The following is an 18,908-nucleotide window of genomic DNA, read 5'->3' as shown; positions in this document are numbered from 1 at the left end:
ACCGCTTCGTTACGCATCCTCGCCCCTCATGACTCCCCTCCCCTCCCTCGCCCCCTCCGCCGGACCCTCTCCTCCCTCGTCTCACTCGTCATTCCACCGTCACGACGACCGAGTGCCATCCCTGGGCCCCGTCGGGCATCGTGTCGGTGCGCTGTTCGGGCTGGGTGGCCCCGGTGCCGTCGGTGGCGCGCACGGTGAGGGTGTGCCGGCCGGGTGCGGCCTCCCAGGGGTACGCCCACTGGCGCCAGGTGTCGCGGCTGTCCTCGGCGGCGAGCCGGGCGTCCCGCCAGGGGCCGTCGTCGACCCGTACCTCGACCCGGGTGATGCCCCGGTGCTGCGCCCAGGCGACCCCGGCGATCATGACGGTGCCGGCGGCGGGGCGGCCGAGGGGGCGGGGGGTGTCGATGCGGGACTGGGTCTTGACGGGGGCCTCGGCGGCCCAGCCGCGCGGGACCCAGTAGGCGTCGTAGGCGTCGAAGGTGGTGAGCTCGATCGATTCGATCCACTTGCAGGCGGAGACGTAGCCGAACAGGCCGGGGACGATCATGCGGACGGGGAAGCCGTGCGTGAAGGGCAGGGGTTCGCCGTTCATCCCGAAGGCGAGGAGGGCGTCGCGGCCGTCCATGACCTCCTCGACGGGGGTGCCGATGGTCATGCCGTCGACGGAGCGGGCGACGAGCTGGTCGGCGGTTCCGCCCTCGGAGGGCGGCCGGACGCCGGCCTCGCGGAGCAGATCGGCGAGGTGGATGCCGAGCCAGCGGGCGTTGCCGACGTAGGGGCCGCCGACCTCGTTGGAGACGCAGGCCAGGGTGATGTCCCGCTCCACCACTCTGCGTGCCGTCAACTCACGGAGTGTGAAGGTGCGTTCCTCGCGCACCCCACTGCCGTGGAGCCGCAGCCGCCAGCGGTCGGCGTCGACCTTGGGGACCACCAGCGCGGTGTCGACGCGGTAGAAGTCGCGGTTGGGGGTGAGGAACGGGCTGATGCCGGGGACGCGGAGCTGGGCTCCCGCGGGCATGGGCGGGGCGGGGGACGCCGGCCGGGGCAGGCGCAGCGCCGCCCGGGAGGCGGACGCGTTCGTCTCCACGGGTGAGCCGACGGCACGGCCGAGGGCCGCCGCACCCGTCGCGGCGAGCCCGGCGGAGGCGGCGACGATCAGGAACCCGCGCCGGTCGGCCCGGGCCGTGCCGGGCCTCGGGGTGAGGAGGCGGCCGGTCAGGACGTACAGCAGGACCACGCCGACGACGGCCCCGACGAGGGACGGCACGGCGTCCAGGGCCGAGTCCGAGTCGGGGCGGGTCACGGCGGCGAGCGCTCCGAGGAGACCGAAGGCGCCGACCGCCGCCGCGCCGAGTGCGCGGTGTCGGAGCGCGAGCACACCGATCGCGGCCGCGAGCAGGCCGAGGAGGACCAGGATGCCGAGCTGGAGGACCGCCTTGTCGCTCTCGCCGAAGGTGCGGATCGCCCAGTCCTTCAGGGCCGCCGGGGTCCGGTCGACGACGGCGCCGCCGACGGCCGGGACGGGGGCGGCCTCGGGCCGTACGCGGGAGGCGACGAGATCGGCGACGGCCAGTGAGACGTACGCGGCGACGAGGCCGCCGACCGCGGCGAGCAGCCGGTCGGTGCGGGTGGGTGTGTACTCCGGCTCGCGCGCGGCCCTGGTGGCGTTCATGGTGAGTACTTCGGCACGCTGCGCCGCCCGGATGGGTCCCTTCACCCGGGCGGCGCAGCCCGACACACCTGACGGGGGATCCTAGGGTTTGTCCAGGTGCTCGCCCGGGGTCGCGAGTTCCTCGACCGCCGCCGCGCCGACGACCGCGCCCGTGGACTTCTTGCCGCGCCGCAGCCGGCCTTCGAGCCAGGAGGCGAAGGTGGTGAGCGCGAAGTTGAGGATGACGAAGATCACGGCGACGACGGTGAAGCAGGCGATGGTGTTGGCGCCGTAGTTGGCGCTCATCGGGCGTACGGAGGCGAGGAGTTCGGAGAAGCCGAGCATCGCGCCGCCGAGCGCGGTGTCCTTGACGATGACGACGAGCTGGCTGACCAGCGCGGGCAGCATCGCGGTGACCGACTGCGGGAGCAGTACGTACGTCATGGTCTGGCCCTTGCGCATGCCGATGGCCTTCGCCGCGTCGGTCTGGCCGGTGGGCAGGGCGAGGATGCCGGCGCGGACGACCTCGGCGAGTACGGAGGCGTTGTAGAGGACGAGACCGGTGACGACGGCGTACATCGGGCGGATGTCCGGGCTGATGTCGGTGAACTCGGAGTACGCGGCGTTGGCGAAGAGCATGAGGATCAGGACGGGGATGGCCCGGAAGAACTCGACGCCGGTGCCGGCCGCGCCGCGCACGAAGCGGTGTTCGGAGAGCCGGGAGATGCCGAGGAGGGCGCCGAGCGGCAGCGCGATCACCATGGCGAGCGCGGCGGCGATCACGGTGTTCTTCAGGGCTGGCAGGATGTACGTCTCCCAGATGCGGGCGTCGGTGAAGAAGGGCGCCCACTTGGACCATTCGAGCTGGTTCTTGTCGGCGAGGCTCACCAGGACCCACCACACCACGGCGGCCAGGGCGACCAGGAACAGCAGCGTCCAGAGGACGTTGCGCCGCCGGGCGCGCGGCCCGGGGACGTCGTAGAGGACCGTAGGTCTGTCCTTCTTCACCGTTTCACCGCCACCTTCTTGGCCACCCAGCCGAGGAAGAGGCCGGTGGGCAGGGTGAGGCAGATGAACCCGAACGCGAAGATCGCGGAGATGAGGATGAGTTGGGCTTCGTTCTCGATCATCTCGCGCATCAGCAGGGCCGCTTCGGCGACGCCGATCGCGGCGGCCACGGTGGTGTTCTTGGTGAGGGCGATCATGACGTTGGCGAGCGGGCCGACGACGGAGCGGAAGGCCTGCGGGAGCACGACGATGCGCAGGACCTGCGGAAAGCTGAGCCCGATGGCGCGGGCCGCCTCGACCTGCCCGAGGGGGACGGTGTTGATGCCGGAGCGGACCGCCTCGCAGACGAAGGCGCTCGTGTAGGCGGTGAGACCGAGGACGGCGAGCCGGAAGTTGATGACGGTGAACCTGTCGGCGCCGAGGCTCACTCCGAGGGTCTGGAAGAGGCCGAGGGAGGTGAAGACGATGATGACGGTGAGGGGGATGTTGCGGACGATGTTGACGTAGACGGTGCCGAATCCCCTCATGAGGGGGACGGGGCTGACGCGCATGGCGGCCAGCAGCGTCCCCCAGATCAGGGAGCCGATCGCGGAGTAGACGGTGAGCTGCACCGTCACCCAGAAGGCTCCGAGCAGGTCGTACCCCTGGAGGAAGTCGAACACGACGGCCTGCTCACTTGACGATGACGCCGATCTTCGGGGCGGGTTCGTTCTGGTAGCCGGCGGGGCCGAAGTTCTTCTCTACCGCCGCGTCCCAGGAGCCGTCGGCGACCATCTTCTCCAGAGCGGTGTTGATCTTCGCCTTGAGCTCGCTGCCCTTCTGGACGCCGATGCCGTAGTTCTCGTTGCTCATCTTGAAGCCGCCGAGCTTGAACTTGTCCTTGAACTCGTCCTGCGACGCGTACCCGGCGAGGATCGAGTCGTCGGTGGTGACGGCGTCGATGACACCGTTCTCCAGACCGGTCAGGCACTCGGAGTAGCCGCCGTACTCCTGGAGCTGGGCGTCGGGGGCGATCTCGTCCTTCACGTTCTGCGCGGACGTCGAGCCGGTGACCGAGCAGAGCTTCTTGTTGTTCAGGTCGGACGGCTTGGTGATGGAGTCGTCGTCGGCGCGGATGAGGACGTCCTGGTGTGCCAGGAGGTAGGGACCGGCGAAGTCGACCTTCTTCGCCCGCTCGTCGTTGATCGAGTACGAGGCCGCGATGAAGTCCACGTCACCGCGCTGGAGCAGCGACTCCCGGTCGGCGCTCTTGGCCTCCTTCCAGACGATGTCGGACGGGTCGTGGCCGAGCTCCTTGGCGATGTACGTCGCCACGTCGACGTCGAAGCCCGTGTAGGTGCCGTCGGGGGTCTTCAGGCCGATGCCGGGCTGGTCGTACTTGATACCGACGGTGATCTCGTCACCGCCGTGGTCGCGGGGTACGTCTCCGGTCGCACCGGACGCGAATCCTGCGGAGGTGAAGGAGAGGACGACGGCCGCGGCGACGGCGACGGTGGCCCTGCCGGTCCTGAGCGTGTTCATGTGGATCACCCCTGGGGGCTGCTGGTCGGGCGACGGCCGCGGCTCAGTGGTGGAGGATCTTGGACAGGAAGTCCTTGGCCCGGTCGCTGCGCGGATTGTTGAAGAACTCGTCCGGGGTCGTCTCCTCGACGATCCGTCCGTCCGACATGAAGACGACACGGTTGGCGGCGGAGCGGGCGAAGCCCATCTCGTGGGTGACGACCACCATCGTCATGCCGTCCCGGGCGAGTTGCTGCATGACCTCAAGCACCTCGTTGATCATCTCGGGGTCGAGCGCGGAGGTCGGCTCGTCGAAGAGCATCACCTTCGGATCCATGGCGAGGGCGCGGGCGATCGCCACGCGCTGCTGCTGGCCACCGGAGAGCTGAGCCGGGTACTTGTCCGCCTGCGAGGCGACCCCGACCCGGTCGAGCAGGGCGCGGGCGCGCTCCTCGGCGCTCTTCCGGTCCTTCTTGCGGACCTTGATCTGGCCCAGGGTGACGTTGCCGAGCACCGTCTTGTGCGCGAAGAGGTTGAAGGACTGGAAGACCATGCCGACGTCGGCTCGCAGGGCCGCAAGTTCGCGCCCCTCGGCCGGGAGGGGGCGTCCGTCGATGACGATCTCGCCCGAGTCGATGGTCTCCAGGCGGTTGATCGCCCGGCAGAGCGTCGACTTTCCCCCGCCGGACGGCCCGATGACGACGACCACCTCGCCGCGGTGCACTGTCAGGTTGATGGACTGAAGGACGTGCAGGGCGCCGAAGTGCTTGTCCACCGCGCGCAGCACGACGAGCGCGTCTCCGCCTTCCGGGACGGGCATGGCACCCTCCATCCAGGGTCACGCCCCCGCTTGCCGCTCCCTCCTCACGTTCATGCTCCGCCCTCCGCCCGGCCCGCGCACGCCGGAGCCCGCGCACACCGGGCGGGGCGGGGCGGACGCGGGCGAGGGACGGGCGGGGCGGGCGGGGGACGGGCGGGGCGGGCGGGGCGGGCGCGGGACGGATGGGCCTCCCGGCGCAAGCCTCCCGGCGGGGGCTCCCGGGGGCTCCCGGCGCGGGGCTCGCGGCGGGGCGGGCCGGGAACGTCAGCCGGCGGTCTCCCGTACGGCGAGCTCGATGAGGTCGCAGACCTCGACCGGCCGGGAGGCGAGCGAGGCGTGGCTCGCGTCCAGCTCGATGATCTTGCGCGGGTTCATGCGCTGCGCCATGCGGCGCTCGTTGTCGGGGTGGATCATGCGGTCCTGGGTCGAGACCTGGTACCAGCACGGCTTGACGCGCCAGGCCGGGGTGGTGACCGTATCGCCGAAGGCGGAGCCCAGCGGGGCCTTCTGGGTGACGGCCATGACCAGGGCCTCCTCCTGCGTCAGGTCCTGGTCGAAGCTGTCGTGGAAGGCCTCCTGCTTGATCCAGAGGTAGCCGTCCGAGTCGGGGACGATGTTGTCGAAGGCGGCCGGCGGCGTCTCCTGGCTGAGCTGTCCCGGGCTCTCCCCCGCGTCCGGGGCGAAGGCGGCGACGTAGACGAGGGCCTTCACGTTCGGCAGGTCACCGGCCTCGGTGATGACGGCGCCGCCGTAGGAGTGCCCGACGAGCACCACGGGTCCGTCGACCTGCTTCACCATCTTCCTGGTGCGCTCGGCGTCGTCGGCGAGCGAGGTGAGCGGGTTCTCGACGGCGTGCAGCTTGTCGTAGCCCCGCCGGTGGAGCTCGACGATGACCTTCGACCAGTGGGCGGCGCCGCCCCAGAATCCATGCACGAGGACGATTGTGGGCTTGTCTGCCATGGGTTTCCGTACCGATCTGCGCGAGGGATGGTTCCCGCCCCTGATCCCGCCCCTGATCCCGCCCCGTCTCCCCGCGGCCACGCTATGTGCGCGACGGTGACCCCGCACGTCGGTCCGGCCATCCGGCCGGATCCTGCGCGCGGGAGCGGACGGATGGACGGACACTGGGGGTGGGAGACGAGCCCCGGGGGTGGGAGCCGAGTGTCCGAGGAGGGTCCGCCATGACCAGTGCCGCGCCCAAGGTCAGCACGCTGCCGCCGGAGCACCGGGAGCGCCTGATGGCCTTCGCCGAGGACGTGTACTTCGATTCGGGACACCGGCTGTTCGAGGAGCAGCAGCACGCCGACCGGTTCTGGATCGTGAAGACGGGAGCGGTGACGCTCGACGCCAAGGTGCCGGGCCGCGGGTCGCCGGTGATCGAGACCCTGCGCCACGGCGAGCTCGTCGGTCTCTCCTGGCTGTTCCCCCCTTACCTGTGCCAGTCGGGCGCAGAGGCGATGACGCCGGTGAGGGCGTACGAGTTCAACGCCCCGGCCGTCCGGTCGATGTGCCGCTCGGACGCGGAGTTCGGCGTCTCGGTCACGTTCTGGGTGGGGTCGATCATGGCCCACCGCCTGAACGTGACCCGGGTCCGGCTCCTCGACCTGTACGCCCCGCACGGGAGCGGGATCTTCGCGTGAAACCCGCCCTCCCCCGTACGCGCGGGGAGGGCGGGGCCACGACGGGGGTCAGTTCACGAAGACGGCGGGACTGCCGGCCTGGCTGGTGTCCAGGACGGGTCCGTACTTCGCCGAGAAGTAGCCGTTGGCCGGACAGGTGCCGGGGCCGCTGGCCTTGGTGAACAGCTGGTCGGTGAAGGTGAGCGAGTTGTCGGTGTTGGAGGGCGTGGCGGTGAGGCTGGCGGCCCGGTAGACGCAGGTCATCAGGCCGAGGATGCTGTTGATCTTCAGGGTGGTCTGGATCGGGCCCGCGGCGCCCGCGGTGACGGTGAGCGCCCCGCCGGAGACGACCGCGGTGCTGAACGGCAGGTTGTTGACGGTGATGCTCTGCACGCCCGTCGCCCCGATGATGTTGGTGGTGCAGCTGCTGAGCGTGTGGGCCGTGACGGTCTCGGTGGCGGTGCCGGGCGCGGCGGGGTTGCCGGTGACGGTGGCGGTGAACGCGGAGGTGTTGCAGGTGATGCCGGTGCTGCCGCCCTGCGTGGTGGCGATCCGGGCCTTGGTCCCCGTGGGGAGCGAGGCGGAGAGGACGTCGCCGACCGCGACGGCCGTGCCGCCGGCGCTGCCGGTGGTCAGGACTTCGCCGGCGGCGGAGCCGAAGGCGCCGGCCTGGGTGGTCGCGGCCAGCGTGGCGGTGACGGCGAGGCCGACGGTGGCGAGGAGAGTGCGCTTGCGCATGGGGATGCTTCCTTCCGTACGGAGGTGGGGGTGCGGAAATCGGCTGAACTGCACTGAACTCGGCGGTGCCCATGGGCGTGGGGATGGGCGCGGGCATGGGCGTCGTACGAACGGGTGGGAGGGGTACATGGCCGCACGGAACGACGCCCCGAGCGGTACGGAGCGACGTGCGGAGCAGTACGGAGTGCGGAGCGGTACCGAGCGGCGAACCGAGCGGTACCGAGCGGCGAACCGAGCGGTACGACGCGTCGCACGAAGAGGTGCGGAGCGGCGTGCGGCCGCTGCCGGGAACGATCCGGCGCCACGGATGTCCGGCAGCGGTGTTCTTGAACGGTGCGGGAGCGTGATACTCGGTGCCGTGCGCGGTGAGGACGCGTCCCGTCCCTCGGGGAGCGGCTCCACCGAACACGTGGGAACACCCGATGACACTCGGCGAACCGAGAGGAAAACCCACGAGGGTTGTAATCCTGCCGAGTATGTGACGTCAACAAGCCCGGAAGGATGTGGCCGATGACGAGTGCCCGCGAGGCCGAGGAGGGGCTCGTCCTGCCGGGGGCCCGATCGGGACGCGAACCTGAGCGCTCACTGCGCCCGGGCCCGCGCCGGCTCAGCCCCGAACAGGTGGCCTCCCGACAGCGGGAGCGACTGCTCGACGGAGTGGCCCGGACGGTCGCGGCGAACGGCTACGGCGGCGCGCGCATCAGCGACATCTGCCGCTCGGCCGGAGTGACCCGCCCCGTCTTCTACGAGCTGTTCTCCGGCAAGGAGGACGCCGTCATCGCCGCCTACCGGAGCGGTACGCAGCAGGTGGTGCGCGCCATGCAGCGGGCGTACGACGAGGCGGGCGGCGCGGCGGACTGGCCGGCCTCCGTACGGGCCGGGCTGCGGGTGCTCCTGACCCTGCTCACGCAGACCCCGGCCTTCGCCACGATGGTCGTCGAGATCGAGTCGGTGGGGCCCGCGGGGCGCCGGGCCCGTGCAGAACTTCTGGCCAGTTTTCGACGGTTCTTCGAGGACGCGCCGCCGGGGCCGCCGTGGGTGGCGCGGGGCGAGCTGGTGGACATCGTGGTGGGTGCCGTACACGCGGCGGTCCACCGCGCGGTCGACGAGGGCCGGTTCGCCGATCTTCCCCATCTGCTCGACAGTCTCGTGCATGTCGTCGTGGTCCCGTTCACCTGCGAATGATCGATCGCCGGACGCTCAAAAGCCCGCATTCGCCAGGGAGTTGACCGCGGGTAACAGCAAGCCTTACGGTCCGAAAGGTTCCCTGCGGCACGTCTGCCTCCGCACCACGCGAGGAAGACCCGGGCAGCTCGGGGAACGGTCCGCGCCAGGACGCCGCCGCGCAGGTCTGTTTCCTCACTCACGTCAGGAGCACCGCATGGCCCTGTCCGAACACACCCCCGACAGCGTGAACTCCCCCTTACCCGACGACGGTTCCGGCAGACGCGGTCGGGTCCGGTTCCGCCGCGCGGCCCTGATGGGCGGGCCCGCCCTGGCCGCCGCGGCCGCTCTCGTGGTGCTGACCGCCCAAGGAGCGCTCGCCGCCCAGTTCGCCATCTCCGGGATGCCGTTCACGGTGACCGCCGACAGTCTGGAGGGCAGGGGCTTCGGGCAGTTCGGAGGCCTCGACAACATGGCGGAGGGCAGCCCGAACGCCGGCGACACCGGCGGTCAGGTCCTGGTCATCGTCACCGCGATCCGCGAGGCCCAACTCACCAACCTCTGCCAGAGCGTGGAGCTCGGCGGCACCTATCTGCACATCACGGCCGGCGCCAAGGGCACCCCGGTCAAGGCCTCGGGGCTCACCACCGACTCCACCGAAATCTCCGGCAAGGTAGCCGACTTCGACAACATCGAGATCGGCGGCGACGCCAGCACCTTCGAGAAACCCCCGGTCAAGGGTCCCCTGGGCGTGTTCGGCCAGCAGGCCGACACCGTCCGCATCAAGGACCTGCGACAGACCAACTACGCCACGACAGCCGTCCGGTTCACCCTGCCCGACCTGCACATGCGCTTCAGCTCGAAGGGCTGCTGAGCGTGGCGTCCGGCCGCCCCCGCCGCCTCTGGCGGGCCTTCCGGCTCTGGCGGTACCGCCGTCCGTTCGGCGCCGGTCTCGCGCTCGCCCTGGGCGGTGCCGAGATCCTGCTGACCCAGCGGGCGAGCATCACCGTGATCCTCACGGCGGGGGCGGACAGCCTCGTGGGCTACGTCCTCCCCGTCCTGATGGTGATCTGCGGACTGCTCGTCGTCGTCAATCCCGGCCAGCGGCTCTTCTACTCGGTCGTCGGCGTCCTGGCGTCCCTGGGGAGCTGGGTGACGTCCAACCTGGGCGGGTTCTTCGTCGGGATGATGCTGGGGCTCGTCGGCAGCTCGCTCGCCTTCGGCTGGCTGCCCGACCGCCCACGGCGGCGCCGCTGGCTCCGTGGGCGCCGGGAACGGGGGACGGCCGGACACGGGACGTCCGGACACGGGACACCGTCGGCGGCCGGTGCGGCGGCCGGACCCGTGGCGGAACCGCGACCGGACGCCTGACCCACGGCGGATCCGCACCCCGGCGCCTCACCCGCGGCGAACCCACGACCCGGCGCCTCACCCGCGGCGAACCCGCAGCCCGGCGCCTGGCCCGTCCGTACGCGGCCCGGCGCCGGGTTCCGGGGACCCCTGAGGACGGGGCGCCCCGCCCTCAGGGGACCCGGCGTCCGTCCCGTGATCCTCGCCCCACCCACCCGGGGGCGAACCGGCGCACTCCCCTCCCCCGCACGATGACGACACCGGGACACCGGGACACCGGGACGTGCGGGAGCCCTCCTCCCCGCCTCCACCGGCCGACGGTACGGTGAGGGCGCACCACCGACCCACCCGTACGGACGGACCCGGCGACGAGCGGCGAGGCGCGCACATGACCGACCCGATGACGGCACGCGAGGCGATCGCCCTCGTCACCGACGACTTCACCGAGCTCCCCACCTCTGAGGGGCCCTTGGACGGGGACGGCCCGATCGGCTGGCCGGGCTACTCCGCCGCGCACGGCCGCGCCACCGCCCGTACCGGCGAGACCGAGTCGGTGGTCTGCGGCACGGGCTCGATCGGCGGAGTGCAGGCGGTGCTCCTCTCCTTCGAGTTCCGGTTCCTCGGCGGCTCGATCGGCGAGCGGACGGGTGCGCGCGCCGTCGCCGCCCACCGGCTCGCCCGCGCCCGGCGGCTGCCCGTGGTCGTCCTTCCCGCCACCGGCGGGAGCCGGATGCACGAGGGCATGCGCGCGCTCCTCCAGCTCCAGAAACTGGCCCGTGAGTCGGCCCTCACCCGGGCCGCCGGGCTGGCCCAGGTCGCGGTGGTGCGCGATCCGACGACCGGCGGCGGCTGGGCCACGCTCGGGGCCGGCTCCGACGTCGTCCTCGCCCTCCCCGGCGCCCAGGTCGGCTTCGCCGGCTCGCGGGTACGACCGCCGGACGCCGACCCCGCCGCGTACACGGCGGAGGCCCAGCTCGCCCACGGCCACATCGACGCCGTCGTGCCGCCCGGGGAGCTGCGCGAGACGCTCGGACGCTGGCTCACACTCCTCACGCGCCCGGCCGAGGGCCCCGTCCCTCCCCCGCCCGCCCTCGGCGCCACGGTCGCGCTGACGGCCACCGCGCCCGCCGGCTCCGGCCGGGACGCCGTGGCCCGCGCCCGGCACCCCGACCGCCCCCGGGCCCCCGCCTATCTCGACGCCCACTTCACCCACCGCGCCGAGATCTCCGGCGACCGCTGCGGAGGCACCGACCCCGGCATGCTCTGCGGGTTCGGACAGCGGCCGGACGGCCGTACCGTCGCCTACGCCGCCCAGTGCGGCACCGCCACCCGGCCCGCCGGCTTCCGCACCGCGGCCCGGCTCGTCCGCCTAGCCGACCGCCTCGGGATCCCCGTCCTCACCCTCGTCGACACCCCGGGAGCCGCCAACGACCCGGCGGCCGAACGCGACGGAGCGGGCCCGGCCATCGCCGACCTCTTCGAAGCCGTCGCCACCGCGCGGGTCCCGCTCACCTCCCTCCTCGTCGGCGAGGGCGGCTCGGGCGGCGCGCTCGCCCTGGCCGCCCCGGGCAACACCTGGGCGACCCCGGACAGTTACTTCTCCGTCATCGCACCCGAGCTCGCCACCGCCATCCTCAAACGCACCCCGGAGGAGTCCGCCGCCACCGCCGACCTGCTCCGGCTGCGTCCGCAGGACCTCCTCGACCTCGGCGTCATCCGGGGCATCGTCCCCGGCCCGGCTGCCACATAGACACAGGGCCCTTCTCGAACGCGCAGCGCTCTGCGATCACGGTCCGACCCGCCGGGAGCTCTTCGCGTCGATCCGTCCGGTCACCACCTTCGTCGAGGTGTCACGCTTCATCGATCCCGAGTGGCTCGTCGGGGTGGAGCTCGACGCCGTCCTCGGCAGACCTGACCACCGAGGGCGTTGACCCCGGAGAGCACTCACCATCCCCGCGACCCGTCTTGGGGCCGTGGTTTAATCGGAGCCGTGGCGCGTGGCACCGGCCAAAGAGCAGTGGGCCGGCCGGCAGTCGGGCGACCACCCGCTCATCGGAGGACCTCTCATGAGTCCGATTCCGATCCTCACAGGCAACGCCTGACCCCGGTGCGCTCGCGCGCGGCATTCCCACGCGAGGCACCCGACGTCCCCACGCCGTGACCGACCGCCTCCGCGCGCTCGCACGGCTGATCCCAGACTCGGCCCGCACGTACGGGCCTCCCCGGCCGCCGGCACACCCCCGTGCGGGAACCGGCGCCTGCGACGGAGATGCGAACCACCATGCCCACATCCTTCAACCAGTCCGTCATCGACGAGTTCCGCGCCAACGGCGGCAAGGTCGGCGGCTACTTCGAGGGCGGCGACCTGCTGCTCCTCACCACCACCGGCGCGAAGTCCGGTGCGGAGCACACCGCACCCCTCGGCTACGTGCGCCACGGCGATCTGCTGATGATCGTCGGATCGAACCTCGGTTCCGACCGGCACCCCGACTGGTACCACAACCTCCTGGCACACCCCCTGGTCCGGGTGGAGATCGGCACCGAGGAGTTCCAGGCGATCGCGGTCCCCACCGAAGGGGAGCGCAGGGAACGGCTGTTCGCCCAGGTGGTGCGCGCCGAGCCCGGCTACGGCGAGTACCAGCGGAACACCAGCCGCGTGCTGCCGGTCGTGGTCCTGGAGCCCGCCGTGACTTCCCGGGGCGAGGACGAGAACGACGGCGGGGACTCGGCACCCGTCACGAACCTCGCCGACAAGATCATGGAGGTCCACCGTTGGCTCCGCGGCCAGTTGCGACACGTACGCGACGAGGTCGACGCCCACTTCGCCGCGCGGGCGGCACACCGGGGCCCGGGCGAGCCGCCCGCGCCGGGGCTCGGGTTCCAGATCCGGCAGCGGTGCCTGGCGTTCTGTCGGTCGCTGGAGTTCCACCACGTCAGCGAGGACTCCCACCTCTTCCCCGCCATGGCGGAGCACCACCCGCACCTCGGCGAGGTCTTCGAGCGGCTCCGTACGGAGCACCGCACGGTCGCCGACGTCCAGGGCCGGCTGAGCGCGCTCCTCGCCGACATCGCGGGCGCCGACCCCGAAGGCTTCCGCGCCGAACTGGAACGGATGTCGACGGAGCTCACGGCGCACCTGGACTACGAGGAGGAGGCCCTGCTGCCGCTGCTCTCCGGGATCCCCTTCCCGCCCGCCCGACCCGCGTCATGATTCCCATCGGGTGAACGGCGGGCGCATGCCCCGCTGATCGGGCTCCGTAGCCGCCACCATGCAGAGGGGGCCCCGGGCCCGGCATGGATCCCCAGCGGGCTTCGTGGTGCGACCCCGGTCTTGCCCGAGTCTTGCCCGAGTCTTGTCCGTGCTCTTGCCGTCCGCTGTACGGGTGCTTAACCGTCGACCGCGAGAGTGACAGCACTCGAACGGACCAGCGTTCGAGGGACGTCGACTCGAAGCAGGAGCCCCGATGATGCGCAATTCCCGTATCCGTGCCGTCCTCGCCGCCGCGCTCGCCGCGGCGGCGCTCGGTACCGTCGCCGCCGGCGTGGGTGTGGCGGACGAGAAGAGCGGCAAGCAGCACGGCCGGGCCGGTGAGCGGGAGATCGCCGCGCTCTTCGATCAGTGGAACGCGGCCCTGCGGACCGGCGATCCGGAGAAGGTCGCCGACCGGTACGCCGAGGACGCGGTGCTGCTGCCGACCGCCTCGCCGCGGATCCGCACCAACCACGAGGAGATAGCCGACTACTTCGCGCACTTCCTCCAGAAGAAGCCGCGGGGCGAGAAGGTACGCTCCGTGATCCACGTCCTGGACCAGAACTCGGCGATCGACGCCGGGCTCTACCGCTTCCACCTCACCGACCCGAAGACCGGTGCCACGAAGGCGGTCGACGCCCGCTACACCTACGAGTACGAGAAGCGCGACGGCCGGTGGCTGATCGTCAACCACCACTCCTCGGTGGTCCCGGCCGAGGGCTGATCCACCGGGGGCCGTCGGCCGCCACCGTCCGCAGGCCGATCCGTACGCACAGGCCGCCGCCGGGCGCGTCCCGCAGGGCCACCCCGCCGCCGTCATCGGTCACCAGCTGCTTGACGATGGCGAGGCCCAGGCCCGATCCCGTACGGCCGGTCAGGCCCTGGCCGCGCCAGAACCGGTCGAAGGCGCGGGCCTGTTCGGCGGCGGACATGCCGGGTCCCTGGTCGAGGACCTCGAGGACCGCCTCGTCCGGGCCGCCCGTCTCCACCCGTACGGTGATCGTCCCCCGGTCCGGGGAGACCTCCAGGGCGTTGGAGAGGACGTTGTCGAGGACCTGGTCGAGGTTGCCGGGGCCCGCGAGCACCCGGGGCCGGTCGTCCGCGTGCCCGGCGAGGACGATCGTCACGCCGCGCTCGTCGGCGGCGGGGCGCCAGACGTTCAGCCGCTCCTCCACGAGCTCGCGCAGCGCCAGCGGTTCGGGGGCGGACACCTTGGCCTCGGCGCGCGCGAGCACCAGCAGCCCGCTGACCAGGCGGCTCATGCGGACGACCTCGGCGGTCGCCTGGTCCACGTCCTCCCGTACGAACTCGTCGTCGACGCCGTCCGCGATGTTGTCGAGGGAGAGGCGCAGCGCCGTCAGCGGGGTACGCAGCTGGTGCGAGGCGTCCGCGACGAAGATGCGCTGCGAGGCGACGAGGGTGTCGAGGCGCTCGGCGCCCTGGTTGAGCGTCCGTGCCAGGGTCCGCGTCTCCCGCGGACCGGTGACGGGGGACCGGGCCGTGAGATCACCGTCGCCGAACCGGCTCGCCATGTCGTTGAGTTGGCGCAGCGGCTTGGTCAGGAGACGGGCCACGATGGCCCCGATCCCGGCCGCGACGGCGAGGACGCCGATGGCGAGGATCGCCCGGAATCCCCAGATCCGCCAGAGCCGGTCCGTCAGGTCGGCGGTCGCGTACCGGATGCGCACGGCGCCGACGATCCGGTCCTCCCCCGACGGGCCCCGCGCCGTGTCCCGGCCCGCGTACACGGGTACGGTGATCACCAGCTCCGGCCCCCAGACGAGCCGCGAACCCCAGTCCACGGTGGTCACCCCGCGGCTCAGGGCCTCGCCGAAGGCCGGGTCGTCCGGGTGCTCGGCCAGGGGCAGCGGTGGCACCCCGCTCCGGCCGTCGGCGGCCACCACCTCCACCGTCCCCGGCGTCTCGTCCGCGTACGCACCGGCCATCCGGGCGAACGCCTGCCGGGCGGGCTCGTCGCCGTCACCGAGCAGCAGCGCCATCGTGGTCGCCTCCCGCAGCACGGACTCCTCGGTGTCCCCGCGCAGTTGGGCGGTGAGCGTGAAGGCGACCGGAACGGTGAAGGCGGCGAGCGCGACGCCGACGAGCGCCACATAGCTGGCGATGAGCCGCCTGATCACGAGCGGCCCGCTGCGTCCGTCGAGTCGGCCGCGGCGACACCGGGCGCGTCCACCGCACCCGCCGTATCCACTGCTTCCGCCGTATCCGGCGTCTCCGCCGGCTCCGTCACGTCCGGTCCGGCGATCAGCCGGAACCCCACTCCGCGCACCGCCTCGATCACCACCGCCCCCGCCAACTTGCGCCGCAGCGCCGCCACATGGACGTCGAGCGTCTTCGTCGGCCCGAACCAGTTGGCGTCCCAGACGGCCTCCATGATCTGCTCGCGGGACATCAACGCGCCCGGCTCCTCCGTGAGGAAGGCCAGCAGGTCGTACTCCTTGGGCGTCAGCGCCACCTCGGCGCCGTCCACCCGCACCCGCGCCGCCTTGCGGTCGACGCTCAGCCGCGCGCCGTACCGCTGTGGGCCCGACGGCCGGGTCTCGGGCCGTGCACGCCGCATGACGGCCCGGATCCTGGCGATCACCTCGCGCACCCCGAAGGGCTTCGACACGTAGTCGTCCGCCCCGATCTCCAGGCCGACCACCCGGTCGGTCTCGTCGCTGCGCGCACTGATCACGATGATCGGCACGTCGCCGCGGCGCCGCAGCGCCCGGCAGACGTCGAGCCCGTCGGTGTCGGGCAGTCCGAGGTCGAGCAGGACGAGGTCGTACGGGGCGGTGACGGCGAGCCCCGCGGTCCCCGTGGTCACCCACTCCACTTCGAAGCCGTAGCGCAGCAGCCCGCGCCGCAGGGACTCCGCGACCGGCTCGTCGTCTTCCACCAGCAGTACACGCACGGAAGGAACCCTAGTTCGACTTCCGTACTCCTCTTCACCACCGGGCTGTCGCCTCCCGGCCCCGCCCCATGGCCCGCGCTCAGTAGTAGCGGCGCATGATCTCGTCGGCCCACGCCGGCTGCGTCGTCGGCCCCTGGGGGCCGAACTCGGCCATGTACGGCTTGATGTCGAGCACCGGCGTGCCGTCGACCGCGTCCAGCCCCCGCACGTGGATGTCCAGACCGTCCGTGCGGAGCAGACGGCAGCGCGAGACGCCGATCCGGTTGGGCCGGTTCTTGCCGCGCTGGGCGAAGATCCCGACCAGCGGCCACTCCGTGTTGTCACGCGGGTGGCGGGCGCCGGTCTGAACGGCGTCCGGCCGCACCCGGTCGAAGTGGTAGACGACCTCCAGGTGCGAGAAGGCGTCGAGACCGGCGAGCGCCTCGGGGCCGAAGGCCTCCGCGTCCAGCCGGACGACCGACACGACGTCGCCCCACTCGTCGTCCCGCACCTCTTCGCGCCCTCCGACGACATGACCCACCGGGTGCGAGACGACCGTCTCCGGGGTGTGCCGCTCCTGAGCCATGCTCGTCCTCACTCTTCTCCCGCGGGGACAGCCTCGGTCCCGTCCATGATCAAGACCGTACCCGCACCGGCAGCGGGCTGTACGGGCGAACGTCAGATCCCCGGCCCGTACCCGGGATCGGGGCCCTGCTTCGGGTGCCAGACCGCGTCCAGCCCCCAGAGCCCGAGCGCGACGACGGCCAGACAGACGAGTGCCGCCGCCCACGGGCCTACCCGTCGTACGGCCGCCGCCCAGGTCAGGGGCGGGACGGCGAAACCGGCGAGGAGGATCAGCGGCAGTTCGACGAGGATCACGCCCCAGTCGGTGTCCTGTCCCTCGAAGCCGCCGTCGTAGCTGTACGCGGCTCGGGGCACCGCGAAGGCGGCGGCGACCAGGACTCCGGCGAGGGCGAGCACACAACCGACGCCGTTCAGCACCCTCTCGTCGTCTCCGGCGCTCTCGTCGACCTCATCGCCCTCGTCCACGACATCGCTCACGTCGACCTCATCGCCCTCGGCGCCCTCCGCCCGGTCCCGACCGCTCATGTCGGGTACGGACGCCGGACCCCGCCGCACGGTTCCCCACCTGGTCCGCCCCCCGGAGGCGGACGGGTCACCTTCCCGGCTTCGGGGCGCGGCGGCGCAGCGCCTCCGCCGCTCGCGCCGTGTCACGGGCGGCGCCGCGGTGGCCCTGTTTCCCGAGGTACCAGGCGAGCCAGGCCAGGGAGTCGGCGAGTGCGGCGACGTCGTTGCTCGGGTGGATCCGCTCCAGGGAGCGCAGCAACCGAACGGCATCCGCCGTGGCGCGCGCCGCCTCGGCGGGGCGTTCGACGCGGGCGAGCCGCAGACCGAGGTTGGACAACGCGTGTACGAGGCCGGCCAGTTGACCATCGGGGTCACGACGGTGGAGGCGCCGGTGGAGGTCGACCGCCCGCTCGGTGACGGCGAGCGACTCGACGTGCCGGTCGCTGTCCGTGAGCCGGATGCCGAGGTTGTTCAGCGCCCGGGCGTGCTCGCCCTCGTACGCGGCCGGGTCGGCGTGCGCGAGTTGCCGGTAGAGCTCCACCGCCTCCGTGGCCGGTGCGACGGCGTCACGATGGCGGCCGAGCACCGCGAGCCGGCTGCCCAGGCTGTCCACGGCCTCCGCGAGGAGGGGCCGGAGGACCTCGGGGGCGTCGGCGAGATGGCGCCGGCAGTGGTGGACGGCCTCGTCGACGGCTTCGAGCGCCTCCGCCCGGCGGCCCGCCCAGGCCAGCGCGAGACCGAGGTTGTGCAGGGTGCGGGCCAGGGCGACGACGGTTCTGGCGGTACGGTCGGCGGCGGCCGCGCGGCTGAGGACGGCGGCCTCTTCGAGGGTCTCGACGGCGAGGTCCACCTGGCCGGAGTCCGCCAGGGCAAGGCCGCGCACGTTCAGCCGCTCGACCTGATCGAGCGGGTCGGCTCCCCCGGCCCCGGCCCCGCCCCCGCCCCCGTGCCCCTCCCCTTGGCTGTTTCCGTGACTGTTCGCGTCGATGAGATGGTCGAGGAATGCGGTGGCGGCGGGTTCGCGTCTGCCGATCTCGGCGCGGAGCGCGGCCACTTCCGCGAAGTAGGGGCGGGCCTCGTCGGCACGTCCGAGCCCGGTGAGCGTGCGCGCGGCGGCGAAGGCGACCGCCGCGTGCTCGCCCAACTCCCCCGTCGTCCGTTCTCCGGCCGCGCGCCCCCGTCCGGCCGTGTCGCGGTACGTGGCGACCGCCGTGCGCAGGACGTCGAGGGCCTCTGCCTGGCGCCCCATCTCCCCCAGTTTGACGCCGAGATCGCCGAGGGCGGATGCGAGCTCACCGCTGCCCGCTCCGGTCGTCCGGTCGACGAGGGAACGACGTATCTCCACGGCCTCGTGGATCCGGTCGAGGGCCTCGTGGTGGCGTCCCGTCTCGGCGAGCTGGTTGCCGAGGTTGACCAGCGCGGCGGCCAGTTCGGCGCGGCTGCCCTCCGTCCCCCGCTCCACGATCCGGCGCCAGATGTCGACGGCCTCTCCCGCCACAGCACGCGCTTCCACACGTCGACCCGTGACACCGAGGCTGAGGGCCTGCCGGTGCAACGCGACGGCCAGACCCGGGAGATACCGCTCCGAGTCCTCCTCGGCGAGTCCCCGGTACGCCTCGGCCGCCTCCCCCAGAAGGCCGATCGACTCCCCGTGCCGGTCCGGGTCACCGGCGAGACCCGAGCCCAATTCCAGGAGGGCGTAGGCCAGTTCGGGAAGGAACCGGGCGGGATCGTCGGCCGCGGCACGCCGTAGCGAGGCGACCCTCCGCTCCGCCTCCCCCGGCGGCTCCGTCCCGGTCCCAGGTGTCTCCCCGTACGACATGGTG

19 protein-coding genes are annotated in these 18,908 nt (G+C 72.3%); 7 read left to right on the top strand and 12 right to left on the bottom strand.

Translation table 11 applies throughout. The features are described from left to right. Window positions 1–88 precede the first annotated feature (88 nt). The 6 genes from OG361_RS36025 to OG361_RS36000 all read right to left on the bottom strand — a co-directional run bounded on the left by OG361_RS36025 (window position 89) and on the right by OG361_RS36000 (window position 5,939). Window positions 89–1,672 carry a molybdopterin-dependent oxidoreductase gene (locus tag OG361_RS36025; RefSeq protein ID WP_405860377.1) on the bottom strand — a complete coding sequence of 528 codons (1,584 nt, stop codon included), beginning with the start codon at window positions 1,670–1,672 and terminating at the stop codon, window positions 89–91. Window positions 1,673–1,753: 81 nt separating this feature from the next. Further along, window positions 1,754–2,659 carry an amino acid ABC transporter permease gene (locus OG361_RS36020; protein WP_405860375.1) on the bottom strand — a complete coding sequence of 302 codons (906 nt, stop codon included), beginning with the start codon at window positions 2,657–2,659 and terminating at the stop codon, window positions 1,754–1,756. Continuing rightward, the gene (locus OG361_RS36015) at window positions 2,656–3,321 is read right to left on the bottom strand and encodes an amino acid ABC transporter permease (protein ID WP_384562549.1); all 666 of its coding nucleotides are present in this window, start codon (window positions 3,319–3,321) and stop codon (window positions 2,656–2,658) included. Before OG361_RS36015 ends, OG361_RS36020 begins: the two co-directional genes overlap by 4 nt. A 10-nt stretch (window positions 3,322–3,331) precedes the next feature. Further along, a complete protein-coding gene (locus OG361_RS36010) occupies window positions 3,332–4,180 on the bottom strand; it encodes a glutamate ABC transporter substrate-binding protein (protein ID WP_405860373.1) in 849 nt (282 codons plus the stop codon). 43 nt (window positions 4,181–4,223) lie between these two features. Beyond that, window positions 4,224–4,979, bottom strand: a complete 756-nt coding sequence (locus OG361_RS36005; RefSeq protein WP_405860372.1) for an amino acid ABC transporter ATP-binding protein — start codon at window positions 4,977–4,979, stop codon at window positions 4,224–4,226. Window positions 4,980–5,243: 264 nt separating this feature from the next. Beyond that, on the bottom strand, window positions 5,244–5,939 hold the full coding sequence (locus tag OG361_RS36000; RefSeq protein WP_405860370.1) for an alpha/beta hydrolase: 696 nt from the start codon (window positions 5,937–5,939) through the stop codon (window positions 5,244–5,246). A 221-nt stretch (window positions 5,940–6,160) separates the two neighbouring features. On the opposite strand from OG361_RS36000, the gene OG361_RS35995 reads away from it, so the two are divergent. Further along, complete coding sequence (locus OG361_RS35995; RefSeq protein WP_405860368.1) at window positions 6,161–6,619, top strand: Crp/Fnr family transcriptional regulator; 459 nt, start codon at window positions 6,161–6,163, stop codon at window positions 6,617–6,619. A gap of 48 nt (window positions 6,620–6,667) precedes the next feature. Here the strand turns inward: OG361_RS35995 and OG361_RS35990 are convergent, their stop codons facing one another. After that, on the bottom strand, window positions 6,668–7,336 hold the full coding sequence (locus tag OG361_RS35990) for a Tat pathway signal sequence domain protein (RefSeq protein WP_405860366.1): 669 nt from the start codon (window positions 7,334–7,336) through the stop codon (window positions 6,668–6,670). A 510-nt stretch (window positions 7,337–7,846) separates the two neighbouring features. Between OG361_RS35990 and OG361_RS35985 the strand changes: the two genes are divergently transcribed. The 6 genes from OG361_RS35985 (at window position 7,847) to OG361_RS35960 (ending at window position 13,824) form a co-directional block, all read left to right on the top strand. After that, window positions 7,847–8,521 (top strand): TetR/AcrR family transcriptional regulator, encoded by a 675-nt coding sequence (locus OG361_RS35985; RefSeq protein ID WP_405860364.1) that lies wholly within the window; start codon window positions 7,847–7,849, stop codon window positions 8,519–8,521. A 196-nt stretch (window positions 8,522–8,717) separates the two neighbouring features. After that, the gene (locus OG361_RS35980; protein WP_405860362.1) at window positions 8,718–9,374 is read left to right on the top strand and encodes a DUF6230 family protein; all 657 of its coding nucleotides are present in this window, start codon (window positions 8,718–8,720) and stop codon (window positions 9,372–9,374) included. A 2-nt stretch (window positions 9,375–9,376) separates the two neighbouring features. After that, window positions 9,377–9,871 carry a DUF6114 domain-containing protein gene (locus OG361_RS35975; protein ID WP_405860360.1) on the top strand — a complete coding sequence of 165 codons (495 nt, stop codon included), beginning with the start codon at window positions 9,377–9,379 and terminating at the stop codon, window positions 9,869–9,871. A 367-nt stretch (window positions 9,872–10,238) separates the two neighbouring features. After that, on the top strand, window positions 10,239–11,600 hold the full coding sequence (locus OG361_RS35970; RefSeq protein ID WP_405860358.1) for a carboxyl transferase domain-containing protein: 1,362 nt from the start codon (window positions 10,239–10,241) through the stop codon (window positions 11,598–11,600). A gap of 531 nt (window positions 11,601–12,131) precedes the next feature. After that, window positions 12,132–13,061, top strand: coding sequence for a nitroreductase/quinone reductase family protein (locus OG361_RS35965; RefSeq protein ID WP_405860356.1), 930 nt, complete (start codon window positions 12,132–12,134; stop codon window positions 13,059–13,061). Window positions 13,062–13,314: 253 nt separating this feature from the next. Beyond that, window positions 13,315–13,824, top strand: a complete 510-nt coding sequence (locus OG361_RS35960) for an SgcJ/EcaC family oxidoreductase (RefSeq protein WP_405860354.1) — start codon at window positions 13,315–13,317, stop codon at window positions 13,822–13,824. On the opposite strand, the gene OG361_RS35955 is transcribed toward OG361_RS35960, so the two are convergent. The 5 genes from OG361_RS35955 to OG361_RS35935 form a co-directional block, all read right to left on the bottom strand. Then, window positions 13,787–15,238, bottom strand: coding sequence for a sensor histidine kinase (locus tag OG361_RS35955; protein ID WP_405860353.1), 1,452 nt, complete (start codon window positions 15,236–15,238; stop codon window positions 13,787–13,789). The two genes, OG361_RS35960 and OG361_RS35955, sit on opposite strands and share 38 nt — an antisense overlap. Then, complete coding sequence (locus OG361_RS35950; RefSeq protein ID WP_405860351.1) at window positions 15,235–16,014, bottom strand: response regulator transcription factor; 780 nt, start codon at window positions 16,012–16,014, stop codon at window positions 15,235–15,237. The genes OG361_RS35955 and OG361_RS35950 overlap by 4 nt, the downstream gene beginning before the upstream one ends. Window positions 16,015–16,093: 79 nt before the next feature. Then, the gene (locus tag OG361_RS35945) at window positions 16,094–16,579 is read right to left on the bottom strand and encodes an SAM-dependent methyltransferase (protein WP_405860349.1); all 486 of its coding nucleotides are present in this window, start codon (window positions 16,577–16,579) and stop codon (window positions 16,094–16,096) included. 92 nt (window positions 16,580–16,671) lie between these two features. Continuing rightward, window positions 16,672–17,103 carry a hypothetical protein gene (locus OG361_RS35940; RefSeq protein ID WP_405860347.1) on the bottom strand — a complete coding sequence of 144 codons (432 nt, stop codon included), beginning with the start codon at window positions 17,101–17,103 and terminating at the stop codon, window positions 16,672–16,674. A 67-nt stretch (window positions 17,104–17,170) separates the two neighbouring features. Continuing rightward, the gene (locus tag OG361_RS35935; protein WP_405860345.1) at window positions 17,171–18,904 is read right to left on the bottom strand and encodes a tetratricopeptide repeat protein; all 1,734 of its coding nucleotides are present in this window, start codon (window positions 18,902–18,904) and stop codon (window positions 17,171–17,173) included. Window positions 18,905–18,908 lie beyond the last annotated feature (4 nt).

Source organism: Streptomyces sp. NBC_00090, from assembly GCF_045160815.1.
Taxonomy (GTDB): Bacteria; Actinomycetota; Actinomycetes; order Streptomycetales; family Streptomycetaceae; genus Streptomyces.
Note: the sequence above shows the minus strand (reverse complement) of the source record. Positions and strands in the feature narration are given on the sequence as shown.